The organism is Acinetobacter sp. AOR41_HL (assembly GCF_027854645.1).
Lineage (GTDB): Bacteria > Pseudomonadota > Gammaproteobacteria > Pseudomonadales > Moraxellaceae > Acinetobacter > Acinetobacter nosocomialis.
Window position 1 is genome coordinate 41,853 of record NZ_JAKTHZ010000028.1, and the last position, 13,721, is coordinate 55,573.

Here is a 13,721-nt window from a genome sequence, read left to right on the forward strand (position 1 = left end):
ATAGAAATGTGAAGTTTCAATTAAAGGTTTTCAGATACATAAAGTGGGTATGCTTTAGAAAAATACAACAATTATTTGAAGGTGAGGAGTTGTAAGTAATAAGAAATAGAGATTCAAAAAAAGGAAAATTACCTTAAATCTTCTTATAAGTATTACCGCTTAGCTTCGAATTAAATTTTAGCTTTAATAAATGCATTTCATATTTAAATAAAGTCTTCTTAAATTAAAAAAATCTTTAAGTTCTAAATGTATAAAAGATTCAAACCCAACCGTCAGAACTAAAGTAAGTAGTTCACAATTTCTTGAAGTCTATGAACTTTTTTATCCAACAAAAAACCCCTAAGCCGTTAGCTTAGGGGTTTTTGTAGAATCATAAGATTCTGAATCTTGGTCCCGAGGGTCGGACTCGAACCGACACGTCATCTCTGACAGCGGATTTTGAGTCCGCCGCGTCTACCAATTTCACCACCTCGGGAGAGGAAGTATGTTTGTGTTGCGTATATTAGCGCGTTTGTAAAACTTGTCAAACCCTAAGTGAATATTATCGTTCACTTTTAGATCATTTAAACATTTTTCATAATTTAGGCCAGAAGCACAGCCATAAAAAAGCGAAAAAGTTTATACTAGGCCCAATTTTTGCGGTGTTTTTTCCTAAATATGCAACTGTCTGACTTTTCCTTTGAATTACCCGATGAACTTATTGCCCGTTACCCTCTCGAATCACGTAGTGCTTCACGTTTATTGCATTTAGACGCAAAGGGTCAATATCACGATCACATGTTCACAGATATTATCGATCTGTTTGAAGAAGGTGATTTGTTGGTACTCAACGATACTAAGGTCATGAAGGCTCGTCTTAAAGGAAAACGTGCCACAGGTGGGGCTATTGAGATTCTGGTTGAGCGTATGCTGAACCACACCACAGCGTATTGCCATATTAAAGCGAGTAACTCGCCTAAAGCAGGAGCTGAGCTTTTTGTCGGTGCAGACAATATTCCTGTAATTGTGCGAGGCCGTCACGAAAACTTATTTGTCGTTGAGTTTTCACAGCCAATTTTACCTGTACTTGAGCAATATGGTCAGTTACCTATTCCGCCTTACTTTAACCGTGAAGCAGAAGAAATTGACACTGAACGCTATCAAACGGTTTTCCATAACCCAGAAAAAATTGCCAGTGTGGCTGCACCAACGGCAAGCTTGCACTTTGATGAAGAGTTGTTAGCAAAGTTAGATCAAAAAGGGGTTAAGAAAACGTTTGTGACTCTTCACGTCGGTGCAGGTACTTTTATGCCTGTACGCACTGATGACATTACCAACCATGTCATGCACAGTGAATGGTGTGATGTTCCTCAAGAAACCATTGATTTAATTTTAGCGACTAAAGCACGTGGCAATAAAGTAATTGCTGTTGGTACAACCGCAACGCGTGCTTTAGAAAGTGCAGCCCAAGCGCATGGCGGAAAAATCGCAGCATGGACTGGTGATACTCAAATCTTTATTTATCCGGGTTATGAGTTCTGTATCGTAGACCGTTTAATTACCAACTTCCATTTACCTGAGTCTACCCTGCTCATGTTAGTTTCAGCATTGTCAAATAGAGACAACATTTTGGCTGCTTACGAACATGCAGTTAAAGACCGCTATCGCTTCTTTAGTTATGGCGATGCAATGCTGATTGATAAATTAGAAGTTTAAAAATTAAAGCTGGGTTAAATCTTATTAGTTAATTTGAGGTTTAACCCAGCATCTATAATTAAAATAAAAATAGTCTTGGTATTTCTATTTATCTCTTTCAATTTAAAGGATAATCTAGGTTTAGCACTTTATGATAATCATCTCATTACCTTCATGCCAATTGATACCGTACAACAAGCACTTCATATAAGACGTAAAAAAAATACACAGGTCTTTCGTAATATTGCTCGACTTTGGGACGCGGGACAAAAGTCACAAACAGATCAAGAACTCTTAAACGCATTACATCCATGGCGTGAAGATCATAACCTGCGTTTTGTTAATGTATTACCGCATTTGTTAGGTATTTGCAGTATTACGACTTTATTATTTGGATACTTTCTTCATCCTCATATTCAATATATTTGGAGTCTGTTATGGGCATTTTTAACGGGTTTTCTGGCCTATTTGCTCTATGAACCGCAAAAACCTCTAGCCGAAGTCATTCACTATTTAGAAAAGCGTATGACTGCTTTACGTTATGGCTTACAGTTTCAATACTTACCCGCTTATCTTCCAATTCAAGCCCAACCCATTTTAGTCTTGAGCAGACTAAAACAATATTTTCCATTGTTTAATCGAGGCAATGAAGCGAATGAAATTACAGAGTTTGCTTCAGTGACATGGAATGATGGCATTACAAATCATCAAGTCCTGCTATTTAAATACCACTATGTAAATAATTTACCTATTCTTCAAGATCAAAACAGCGATAAAAAAATAGTAAAAGAGATTCATAAAGACTTATGGGGTGCTTTTATTTTTCAGATGCCAGCCTTAGGTATTGCTGTAAGTAATCAACGTTCTCGCTTTTTTGCACCCTACTTAAGCGAATGGCAAAGTACTGATATTCTGATTAACCAAAAGCTCAATATCTTCGGTACTGACCAGCACCAGTTAGCTAAAGAAATTAGTCCAAGTTTAACTTTAAAACTTCATGATTTTTTTCAACATTTTACCGGTGATTTAATTTATCATCAGGAAGAGCAAATATTATGTTATCTCGGTGAGCAAGATCTTTTTCAAACCACCAGCAAACGTAGTGAAATTCATGATATTCCAGCATTACGTGGACATTTACGTACCATGACCATGCCGCAATATGAAAAATTTCAACAATTAATGCTTAATTTAATTAAATAAATCTCTCGTAGTGCTGAATTGGCAACTTATAAAAAATAAGAAGTTAAAAGGCTCAACGAGGGAATAAAAATAAGAGGAGTGAAAATGAAAGGTTTATTCATTTTCTTGGGGATATTCGTTGTACTGATTGCATGGGGCATTCACATTCGTAACAGCATTGTGCGTTATTTTAACGCGACCAAACGCGCTTGGGCTGAGGTTGCAAATTTCGAACGCCAAAAAGTAAAAACACTTGAAGCATTAGAAACTACTCTCAATCAATATACTCAGTTCGAGAAGTCGACTCTAGAAAAAGTGACTGCCTTACGTCAGCAAATTCTCAGTTTAAATGTCGATCATACTGATATTGCTCAATTACAGCAGATTGAAAAAATGAGCAAAGAGCTGATCCGCAGCCTAAATGTTATAGTTGAAAACTATCCTGAATTAAAAGCAGATACGCTCTATAGTAAAATGATGGATGATATTCAGGAACAAAACGAAAATGTTGGCGCTGCAATCAGCATTTTTAACCGCAATGTCGAAGTATTTAACAACCAGATTGAAGTATTTCCAAATAATCTGATTAATACAATGACTTTATCTAAAAAAGCAATTCGTCCTTTTCGCGATAATTTGGCTACAGACAATTTTGACTACAAACCTAACTTTTAGTCTTAATAAAAAAGTGGCCATTCAATCGGGAAATTGACCTATTTTATAGCCAGCTACATTTAGTAGTAGAACTACGTCGCAGAATCAAGGAAAATAGCCCTCTTATTTTTAGGGCTATTTGTGTTTTTAAATTGGTCTTCCTGTTTAAAAACTCCTCATATTACAGCCCCTATTTAGCAGCGAACTGTTTTTTCGCCCTTGCACTGCCCTGCGGCATTGCTTGCTATTGTTCAGGATTTTTAGATGAAGTTTGAAAAATTAGGTCAGTCGGGTCGTGCCCGTCGTGGTCGTTTAACTTTAGAACATGGTGTTGTTGAAACACCTGTTTTTATGCCAGTGGGGACTTACGGTACAGTCAAAGGCATGTTGCCGCGTGATATCGAAGATATTCAGGCACAAATTATTTTAGGTAATACTTTCCATTTATATTTGCGTCCGGGCCTTGAAGTAATCAAGCAACACGGCGGATTACATGACTTTATTAAATGGAATAAGCCAATTTTAACTGACTCTGGCGGCTTCCAAGTATTTAGTCTTGGCGCTATGCGTAAAATTAAGGAAGAAGGTGTTACTTTCCGCTCTCCGATTGATGGTTCAAAAGTGTTTTTATCGCCTGAAATTTCAATGGAAATTCAGCATGTATTGAACTCTGACATCGTCATGATTTTTGATGAATGTACGCCTTATCCTGCTACACATGAAGAAGCACAAAAATCATTACAGCTTTCTTTGCGCTGGGCAAAACGTTGTAAAACGCATCACCATGATGAGCTTAAAAATAAAAATGCCTTATTCGGCATTATTCAGGGCGGTATGTATGAAGACTTACGTGATGAGTCTTTAAATGGCCTTCTTGAAGTTGGTTTCGATGGTTATGCAATTGGCGGTTTATCTGTAGGCGAACCAAAAGAAGAGATGATCAAAGTTTTAGATTATCTTCCAAACAAAATGCCACATGACAAGCCACGCTACTTAATGGGCGTAGGTAAACCTGAAGATATCGTTGAAGCGGTGCGCCGTGGTGTCGATATGTTTGACTGCGTAATGCCAACACGTAATGCACGTAATGGTCATTATTTTGTCACTGATGGTCTGGTACGTATTCGTAATAGTAAATATCGCCATGACCAAGGACCACTTGACCCACACTGCGATTGCTACACATGTAAGAACTTTACCCGTGCTTATCTGTTCCACCTTGAAAAATGTGGAGAGATGTTGGCGTCTATGCTCGGTACTATTCATAACTTACGTTATTACCAACGTTTAACTGAAGGTATGCGTGACGCATTAGATAATGGCACTTTTGATGAATTTGTTCAGGACTTTTATGCCCGCCGTGGATTAGAAGTTCCACCTTGCCCTGTCGATGAATAAGCGAGATTTGCGCTCAACCTCAAGACAAGGTAAATTGCAAAACGAATTAGGATTATGTCAGGTATCTGACTCATATTTTTTAACTTTAGGAAATTAAAATGAGCTTGTTCATTTCTACTGCACATGCAGCTCCAGCAGCAGCCCAAAGCCCTGGTCTTTTGCCAAACATTTTGATGATTGTTGTATTCGTTGCAATCTTCTATTTCTTAATCTGGCGCCCTCAAGCAAAACGCGCAAAAGAACACCGTTCTTTAATCGAAAGCTTAGGTGTAGGTAGCGAAGTTGTTTTTGCTGGCGGTTTAATGGGCAAAGTAACCAAACTTGAAGGTGACTATGCGGTTGTTGAACTTAACCGTGGTGTAGAAGTAAAAATTCAGCGTGCCAGCGTAATTTCTGTATTACCTGAAGGCACTCTAAATAACCTTTAATCATAAAACAGTCGTGCTTTAGCACGGCTTTTTCATTTAAGAAGAAAGCGAATGCGTTACCCTGCATGGAAATATTTACTGATTCTGGTTGTTCTGGTAGTCAGTACATTATACGCACTGCCTAGTCTATATCCGGATGAGCCCGCAGTTCAAATTTCCGGTGCCAAAGCTGGTACCCAAATTGATCAAAGTGTGGTGCAAAAAGCAGAGCAAATTTTAAAAACAGCAAATATTGCAAGCCACGATAATACTTTTACAAATAATGCTGCTCTCTTGCGTGTCAGCTCTTCTGAAGCGCAGTTAAAAGCAAAAGAAGTATTACGCCGTGACTTAGGTGATCAATACGTTGTTGCCCTAAACCTTGCACCAACTACACCAGAATGGTTGCAAAAAATTGGGGCTAAACCAATGAAACTTGGTTTGGACTTACGTGGTGGTGTTCACTTCTTGCTAGAAGTAGATATGGACAAAGCCATTTCCCAACGTATGGAAACCTCTGCAACTGATTTGCGTCGTCAGTTCCGTGAAAACAAAATTAAATTTAACAACCTTGCGTTAAATAATAATGTGATCACTGTTCAATTTGCTGACAATGCTGATCGTGATGCAGCAATGGATTTTTTACGCCGTAATGGTAATGAATATACCCAACAGGCATTAGCGAGCGCGACAGGTTCTACCTTAAAACTCACTTATACTGATGTACGTCGTCAAGAAATTCAGGCATATGCAGTCAATCAGAACTTAACAACACTACGTAACCGTATTAACGAACTTGGTGTTGCAGAAGCATTAGTACAAAGTCAGGGTAGCAACCGTATTGTCGTTGAATTACCGGGTGTTCAAGATACAGCAGAAGCTAAACGCGTTTTAGGACGTACTGCTAACCTCGAATTCCGTTTGGTATCTGACTTAAATGATCAATATATTGACCCATATACAGGTAAATATAACGGTCAACCTTTACCTCCTGGTACAGAAGTTTTCGCTTATCAATCTTTAGATAGCGGTCGTCAGCTTCTGTTGCAACGTAACCGTATCTTGACTGGTGAACGTGTTCAAAATGCAAGTTCTGGCTTTAGCCAAGACTCTGGCGGTGCCGAAGTAAATATTACGCTCGACAGTGCTGGTGGTAAGCTCATGTCAGATGCAACCCGTAATGCTGTTGGTAAACGCATGGCGGTATTGTTCATTGAAAACAAGCAAAAGATTAGCTATGTTACAGATCCAAAAACTGGTGCTCAAACAGAAGTTCGTACACCATATACCGAATCTGTCGTCATTAATGCCGCAACAGTTCAAGCTGTTTTAGGTTCAACTTTCCGTATTACCGGTTTAAGTTCACCTCAAGAAGCATCTGAACTTGCATTGATGCTACGTGCTGGTGCTTTAGCTGCGCCAATGTACTTCGTTGAAGAACGTGTGGTTGGTCCAAGCCTTGGTCAAGAAAACATCGATAAAGGTGTACTCTCAACTCAAATCGGTTTCTTGCTCGTTGCAATATGGATGGTCGTGTTCTTCCGCGTATTCGGCTTGATTGCGAACTTTGCACTTGTATTTAACTTGGCAATGATTTTAACCGTTATGTCTTGGATAGGGGCTTCACTCACCTTACCAGGTATTGCCGGTATCGTTATTACTATTGGTATGGCGGTCGATGCCAACGTACTAATATGTGAGCGTATTCGAGAAGAAATGCTCTGGGGTGCCTCACCCAAACAGGCCATTGTGGCAGGTTATGATCGAGCCTATAACACGATCTTTGACTCGAACTTAACTACGTTCCTCGTTGCATTCATTCTGTTTGCAATTGGTACAGGTCCGATTAAAGGTTTCGCCGTAACATTAATGATTGGTATTGTATGTTCGATGTTTACTGCAATTACAGTAACACGCGCAATTGTACAAATCATTTATGGCAAACGCCGTAATTTGAAAAAGTTGAGCATTTAAGGAGATCTATGATGACTAAAGTGACTCAACAACCTTCAAAACAATATGGTCGTCCGGATGATGCAAAAATCATCCCGTTCATGAAGATTGCTAAACCAGCAGCAATCTTCTCGATCCTTATTACTTTAGCGAGTATTTTCTTTATCGCGACTAAAGGTCTTAACTTAGGTTTGGACTTTACAGGTGGTGTTTCTGCCGAGCTTAACTATGCGCAACCAGCAAATCAGTCTGAAGTTATTCAGGCTCTCGACAAAGCCGGTTTTAAAGATGCCGTAGTACAAACGCTAGGTAGTAATAAAGACTTACTCGTGCGTATGCCGGTACAAGAAGTTAAGGTTGAAGATCTTAATAACGCGATCACCAAAGCTGTGCAATTACCAAATAACGCTGCCGAAGTTCATAAAGTGGATTCTGTAGGCGGTCAAGTGGGTAATGAGCTTTATGTTCGTTCAGCTGGAGCGGTTGCTCTTGCACTTATCTTAATGTTGATCTACGTGACCATTCGCTTTGAGTTTAAACTCGCGATGGGTGCTGTAATGTCTTTATTCCATGACATCATCATCATTATTGGTGCTTTTGCATTATTCCAATGGCCATTTGACCTTACAGTTTTAGCTGCTGTACTCGCGGTGATTGGCTTCTCGCTTAACGATAACATCGTCGTATCAGACCGTATACGTGAAAACTTCCGTAAGATTCGCGGCGCAACTCCACGTGAAATCGTGGATATTGCTTTAACTGAGACTTTACGTCGTACCATCCATACCTCAATGACATTATTGCTTGTTGTACTTGCAATGATGTTCTTGGGCGGTGATGGCTTACACTGGTTCTCTGTAGCAATGTTTGTAGGTGTCTTTGTCGGTACTTACTCTTCGATTTATATCGGTACAGCATTTGCGTTGTGGCGTGGTCTTAACCGTCAAGACTTTATCGTTCAGGTTAAACCTGAATTTGAAGATGAAATTCCTTGATTGTCTAAATAAGACTATAAAAAAAACCGCGATTTATTCGCGGTTTTTTTATTAAGCTCAAAATTTATTTACGGCGTAATGCATCCGAAATTGCTTCAACCAATTGTTGAGAAATTTCTTGCTTCGATGCTTTTTCTAACTCACGCTTTTTCATATGGTAGCTTTGGGCAAAGAAGACAGTCATCGCATTTTCATCCGAAGCAAAACCAATATCGGCACGAGAAACATCGTTACACGCAATCATATCTAGTTTTTTAGCAACCAGTTTACCTGCTGCATATTCTTCAACATTTTGCGTTTCGGCAGCAAAGCCCACCATAAATGGACGTTTTTCCTGAGCGGCAATGGTTGCCACAATATCCGGATTTTTTACAAGGGAAACATTCAGCTCATCCCCTGCTTTCTTAATCTTGTGCTCAGCCACTTCAGCAACGCGATAATCAGCTACTGCCGCTGTAGCAATGAAAATGTCACATCCAGTCTCAAGTGAACTCATGCTGACATCTAACATTTGTCGTGCAGATGCAACATTTACACGTTGAACACCATTTGGCGTATCCAAACTTACAGGACCAGCAATTAAAGTCACTTTTGCGCCCGCCGCATAACATGCAGCCGCTAAAGCAAAGCCCATTTTACCGGTACTATGATTTGAGATATAACGAACAGGATCAATCGCTTCACGTGTTGGTCCAGCAGTAATCACAACTCGCTTACCTGCCAACAAACCAAATTTTTCAGCAATCGCACGTTGGGCTTGATGGAAATAACCCGCCACTTGCCTTGCAATTTCTTCCGGTTCCGGCATACGGCCTAAACCAACATCACCACAAGCCTGCTCACCTGAATCTGGCATAATCACATGCACACCATCTTCAACCAGAGTTTGTAAATTACGCTGGGTTGCTTTTGCAGCCCACATTTGCTGATTCATTGCTGGTGCAACCCACACAGGTGCTTTAGTTGCTAAAAATAAAGTACTAAGTAAGTCATCTGCCAAACCATTAGCAAACTTAGCTAGGGTGTCACAGCTTGCCGGAGCAACCAGTAACAAATCAGCCCAACGAGCCAATTCAATATGGCCCATTCCAGCTTCAGCCTCTGGGTCTAAAAGCTCGGTATGTACAGGATTTCCAGAAAGAGCCTGAAACGTTAGAGGCGTAATAAATGCTTGAGCTCCGTGTGTCATCACAACCCGAACGTCAAAGCCATAATCTTTAAGACGACGGACCAAAATGGCACTCTTATAGGCAGCAATCCCACCTGTAACAGCTAAAACAATGTTTTTATGAGGAATAACACTTAAATCAAAGCTCACGAACAGGATACCTTTCTGTTGCAGTGGCGCTCACAATAGCATTAAATACGCGCAGACCCAAGATTGATTGGGCAAACAAAATAAATTTTTAAGCAGAATATTGCTGGGGAATATGAATACTTCTATTAAAAATTGGCCAGAACAAGAACGGCCAAGAGAACGGTTATTACAACAAGGCCCTCAAAGTCTCTCTGACTCTGAATTACTCGCGATCTTTCTTCGCTCAGGTTCACGTCAACATTCGGCTGTTGAACTCGCCCGCTTACTGATTCAACAATTCGGAAGCCTCAATGCTGTTTTCGATGCTTCTTTCAATGAATTAGCTCAATTTAATGGTATTGGAGCTACGAAGTATTCCCAATTATTGGCCGTAAAAGAGCTCGGACGGCGTTATCTCGACTATCATTTTAGTCAAACTGAACTAAGCCTTCATTCATCTCATTTAGTTCTAGATTATTTGCGTTATGAGTTAAAAGGTGAAAAACAGGAAGTCTTTGCGGTACTTTGCTTAGATGCCGAACTACGAAAATTGCATTTTAAAAAGTTATTTTTTGGTTCAGTTCAACACTGCGCCGTTTCAGTGAATCAAACCTTACGATATGCCTTACAACAGCACGCTTGCCAATTGGTAATAGCTCATAACCACCCATTTGGTTCCGCACAGCCCTCTCTCGAAGATATTAAACTCACAGAGCAACTTGAACAGGCCTGTCAGCTTTTAGAAATTCGTCTACTGGACCATTTTATTATCTCGCCAGAAGGTAGCTTTTCATTTGCTGAACAACAACTGCTCAACCCTACTTCAATAGCCGTTCAATGATATTGACAAAGCATCACTAAGCTTAGAATATCAAAAACAAAAATAGCGACGTTTAAAATAAAATGATTGTTCGTGAACAGCCCAGTATTTTTAAAGTTTTATTCTCTTGGCGAGGGACGATATTACCAAAAATTTTGCCCTCTTTAGGGGTGGTAATGCTGATTTCGGCAATCATTGGTGGGGTTGAATATATTAATCTCTACCGTTTTCCAGAAATTCCTTTAGTTGGCTTCACTTTAATTGGCGTCGTACTTTCTATTTTTTTAGGCTTTAAAAATACGGCGTGTTATGACCGCTGGTGGGAAGCACGGAAACTATGGGGTGTACTCATTGCGACTTCACGTCACTTTGACCGCGACTGTCGTATTTTAACTCAAGCCCGTCGTGAACGAGTCATTCATCACGTTATTGTGTTTGCAAATGTGTTACGTGACCGTTTACGCCGCCAAACGGCCAACCCAACCGAATTAATACAAACCAGTGGTATGAGTCAACAAGCATTGACTCAGCTATACCAACAAAATAATGCGCCGCAATATACGCTCAGTCTTATTCAATGGGAGTTATTACAAGCGCTTAAAGAAGGTGAAATCTCAGATATTATTTATGCTCAAATGAATAAAAATGTTGCAGATTTAAGTGTTGTACAGACTGGCTGTGACCGTATTGCAAATACTCCTATTCCTTTTGCTTATTCAGTCTTGCTCAACCGCACTGTTTACTTTTTCTGTTTTATGTTGCCATTTAGCTTAGGTTCTTTGCTTGGCTTAGCAACACCTTTACTGGTTGGAATTTTGGCATATACCTTCTTAGGTCTAGATGCCCTAAGCTCTGAAATTGAAGAACCTTTTGGTACTCAAAGTAATGATTTACCATTAGATGCAATGGTCCGGAGTATCGAAATTGAACTTTTAGGAACGCTGGGTAAACCAACACCGCCTCCAATTCAAGCTCAAGATAACAACTTACTCTAGGACATTATTAGAGAAAACGTTCCCAAATACCCAACTGATCACTTTTTGGCTTAGGCGTATTACCTAATTTAATCCATGGCATATTTTCACCATGAAAATCACTGCCAATTGAAACCGCCAGATGATGCTGATCAATCATACGATCAATCATTTGGCGAGTAGATAAAGGATCTACAGGTGGCGGCAACTCTACGGCGTCGCCACCACAACTCGCAAATAACTCAATCAAATAGCGTGTATTAGTTGCAGATAAATCATAACGAGTTGGATGAGCTAAAACTGCCAAGCCTTTACTATTATGAATAACCTCTATCGTTTCTTTTAAGCCCAAGCCTTCAAACTTTACAAAAGCACGCTTACCTTCTTTTAAAAAACGGTCAAAAGCTTGTTGAGGACGACTCACTACATTCTTTTCAACTAAGGTTTTGGCAATGTGTGTTCTGGTAATACGGTCTGGTTGATTTTCAACTTTATCAAGCACATCCTGATAAATATCAAAGCCAATACACTTTTTTAATAGTTCACAAATAACTTCTGCTCTTTGTGCTCTAATTCTTTTTTGTTGTTCTAATGCTTCCAAAATTGGTGCTTCATCTTGCATGTTTAAAGCCACAATATGCACGCCATAGCTTTTTTTTGTGCTTGGTCTAGACCATTGGCTTGAGATCTCGACACCAGAAATAATTTTTAAATCATGGGCTTGTGCTGCTTTCTTTGCACGCTGCAAGCCATCCATTGTATCGTGATCAGTAAGCGCCAAGGTATGCAACTTCACATCCACAGCAGCTTGCACCAGCAATTCCGGAGACAAAGTTCCATCAGAAATATTGCTATGTGTATGTAAATCTATGCCTTGCATCTTTTATACTATGCCATTCACCAAACCTGATCAGATACTCTAACATGAAAGCACTTCTGGACTTTGTTCCATTAATTATTTTCTTCTATTTATATAAAACTGTTGATCCTGCCAATGCTCATCACCCGTTGCTAAAATTGATCGGTTCCGCTGGCGGTGTAAATAACAATAATATTCTGGTCGCTACAACAGGCTTAATTATTTCAATGCTTATCGTGTATGGTGCTTTGTTCATCATTCAAAAATTCCGCCTAGATAAACAGCAGTGGATTGTACTGTTTATGACAGTTATTTTTGGTGGCATTACACTCATGTTAAGCGATGATTTTTATATTCGTTTAAAAGCTGCAATTTTGAACTTAGTATTTGCTGGTGCTTTCTTAGTTTCACCTTGGTTTGGTAAGGAACGTAAACCTCTCATTAAACGTTTATTCGATCCAATTTTAGAGCTAAGCGAAAAAGGTTGGAAAAATTTAAATTTCGCTTGGGCAGCTATGTTTGTCGTCATGTCCGGTTTACATATTTTCTTCGCGTTTTTATTTCATGGCGGAAAATATTGGGGTGAATTTACGGCATTTGGTGACATGATCGTCATGTTTTCATTTATCATTATTCAGTTCATTATTTTACGCAAACATTTTAAGTCAACAGATGCTTAATGTGATTTCGGTTTGATTATAGAGATACGATGACATGCCTTTTTTTGTTCTAAGCTGTACCGATAACGAAGGAACTCTAGAGAAACGTTTAGCAGTACGCCCTCAACATATCGAACGTTTACAAAAACTTGATGATGAAGGTCGTCTTGTTGCCGCTGGAGCTATGCCAAAAGATCCGAATGATCCACAGGCTGGTTTTTACGGTAGTACTATGATTGTAGAGTTTGATAGCCGTGAAGCTTTAGATGAATGGTTAAAAGAAGAACCATTTTTGAAAGAAGGCATTTATAGCCATATTGATGTCAAACCGTTTAATAAAGCATTTCCAAAAGGGTAAACGCATGCAGTTTGCAACCAAAAGCTTTCTTGGCTTGTGTTTGATATGTTCAACTGCCGGAGCAGTTGAACCTGCTGCGACGCCAGCAACACCATCTACTGTGCCTTCAACTCAGACGTCTAAACCAGCGCCTACTTCTGCAACTGTAGCCAAACCGACCACTACAACGGCGGCAACTACAGCACAGCCGCTTACTGCAGAACAAATCGCAAAAAATAAGCAACAGCAAGATGCAAAAATCAAAGCTTTAGTTCAAGATCAGGCATCTCGTCTAAAACAGCTAGAACATGCAAACCTTGAAGCACTTGCACAAAACCAAGAGTTACAGCTAAAGAATGATAACTTGTCTGTTCAGGTACAAGTTTTACAAAGTGAACGTAGCGCACAAATGTTCTTATATGGCGCAGTAACACTAGCAGGTGGCGCACTACTTGGTTTCTTTATCGCTAGTTATGTTTACACCAAACGTCGTCGTCAGTGGTAATTCTGAG

At 39.6% G+C, this 13,721-nt stretch carries 14 protein-coding genes and 1 tRNA gene; 12 read left to right on the forward strand and 3 right to left on the reverse strand.

The genetic code is table 11. The features are described from left to right. Window positions 1-388 precede the first annotated feature (388 nt). Window positions 389-475, reverse strand: a tRNA-Leu gene (locus tag MKL35_RS11960). A gap of 182 nt (window positions 476-657) precedes the next feature. On the opposite strand from MKL35_RS11960, the gene queA reads away from it, so the two are divergent. The 7 genes from queA to secF all read left to right on the forward strand — a co-directional run bounded on the left by queA (window position 658) and on the right by secF (window position 8,263). Next, window positions 658-1,695 (forward strand): tRNA preQ1(34) S-adenosylmethionine ribosyltransferase-isomerase QueA, encoded by a 1,038-nt coding sequence (gene queA / locus MKL35_RS11965; protein ID WP_002051097.1) that lies wholly within the window; start codon window positions 658-660, stop codon window positions 1,693-1,695. A gap of 153 nt (window positions 1,696-1,848) precedes the next feature. Further along, complete coding sequence (locus MKL35_RS11970) at window positions 1,849-2,877, forward strand: hypothetical protein (RefSeq protein WP_002051288.1); 1,029 nt, start codon at window positions 1,849-1,851, stop codon at window positions 2,875-2,877. A gap of 84 nt (window positions 2,878-2,961) precedes the next feature. Then, complete coding sequence (locus MKL35_RS11975; protein WP_004711932.1) at window positions 2,962-3,531, forward strand: LemA family protein; 570 nt, start codon at window positions 2,962-2,964, stop codon at window positions 3,529-3,531. 243 nt (window positions 3,532-3,774) lie between these two features. Further along, a complete protein-coding gene (gene tgt, locus MKL35_RS11980; RefSeq protein WP_000667232.1) occupies window positions 3,775-4,908 on the forward strand; it encodes a tRNA guanosine(34) transglycosylase Tgt in 1,134 nt (377 codons plus the stop codon). Between the two features lie 98 nt (window positions 4,909-5,006). After that, on the forward strand, window positions 5,007-5,336 hold the full coding sequence (gene yajC, locus MKL35_RS11985; protein ID WP_000051669.1) for a preprotein translocase subunit YajC: 330 nt from the start codon (window positions 5,007-5,009) through the stop codon (window positions 5,334-5,336). A 51-nt stretch (window positions 5,337-5,387) separates the two neighbouring features. Beyond that, window positions 5,388-7,289, forward strand: coding sequence for a protein translocase subunit SecD (secD, locus tag MKL35_RS11990; protein ID WP_004711928.1), 1,902 nt, complete (start codon window positions 5,388-5,390; stop codon window positions 7,287-7,289). Window positions 7,290-7,297: 8 nt separating this feature from the next. Further along, window positions 7,298-8,263 (forward strand): protein translocase subunit SecF, encoded by a 966-nt coding sequence (gene secF, locus MKL35_RS11995; protein ID WP_006580293.1) that lies wholly within the window; start codon window positions 7,298-7,300, stop codon window positions 8,261-8,263. A 64-nt stretch (window positions 8,264-8,327) separates the two neighbouring features. Here the strand turns inward: secF and coaBC are convergent, their stop codons facing one another. Beyond that, a complete protein-coding gene (coaBC, locus tag MKL35_RS12000; RefSeq protein WP_004711924.1) occupies window positions 8,328-9,581 on the reverse strand; it encodes a bifunctional phosphopantothenoylcysteine decarboxylase/phosphopantothenate--cysteine ligase CoaBC in 1,254 nt (417 codons plus the stop codon). Window positions 9,582-9,681: 100 nt separating this feature from the next. Here coaBC and radC point away from each other — a divergent pair, with 100 nt between their 5' ends. Together radC and MKL35_RS12010 are read left to right on the forward strand one after the other, a co-directional pair. Continuing rightward, on the forward strand, window positions 9,682-10,401 hold the full coding sequence (gene radC, locus MKL35_RS12005) for a RadC family protein (RefSeq protein ID WP_080631587.1): 720 nt from the start codon (window positions 9,682-9,684) through the stop codon (window positions 10,399-10,401). 62 nt (window positions 10,402-10,463) lie between these two features. Further along, window positions 10,464-11,375 carry a bestrophin family protein gene (locus MKL35_RS12010; RefSeq protein WP_004711921.1) on the forward strand — a complete coding sequence of 304 codons (912 nt, stop codon included), beginning with the start codon at window positions 10,464-10,466 and terminating at the stop codon, window positions 11,373-11,375. Between the two features lie 7 nt (window positions 11,376-11,382). Here the strand turns inward: MKL35_RS12010 and MKL35_RS12015 are convergent, their stop codons facing one another. Further along, window positions 11,383-12,234, reverse strand: coding sequence for a PHP domain-containing protein (locus MKL35_RS12015; protein ID WP_002051475.1), 852 nt, complete (start codon window positions 12,232-12,234; stop codon window positions 11,383-11,385). Between the two features lie 44 nt (window positions 12,235-12,278). Between MKL35_RS12015 and MKL35_RS12020 the strand changes: the two genes are divergently transcribed. Genes MKL35_RS12020 through MKL35_RS12030 form a run of 3 tightly spaced genes read left to right on the forward strand, consistent with a single transcriptional unit; the run spans window position 12,279 to window position 13,714 of the window. Next, window positions 12,279-12,893 (forward strand): septation protein IspZ, encoded by a 615-nt coding sequence (locus MKL35_RS12020; protein WP_002051143.1) that lies wholly within the window; start codon window positions 12,279-12,281, stop codon window positions 12,891-12,893. 34 nt (window positions 12,894-12,927) lie between these two features. Then, window positions 12,928-13,230, forward strand: a complete 303-nt coding sequence (locus MKL35_RS12025; RefSeq protein ID WP_002051453.1) for a YciI family protein — start codon at window positions 12,928-12,930, stop codon at window positions 13,228-13,230. A 4-nt stretch (window positions 13,231-13,234) separates the two neighbouring features. After that, on the forward strand, window positions 13,235-13,714 hold the full coding sequence (locus MKL35_RS12030; RefSeq protein ID WP_032009993.1) for a hypothetical protein: 480 nt from the start codon (window positions 13,235-13,237) through the stop codon (window positions 13,712-13,714). Window positions 13,715-13,721 lie beyond the last annotated feature (7 nt).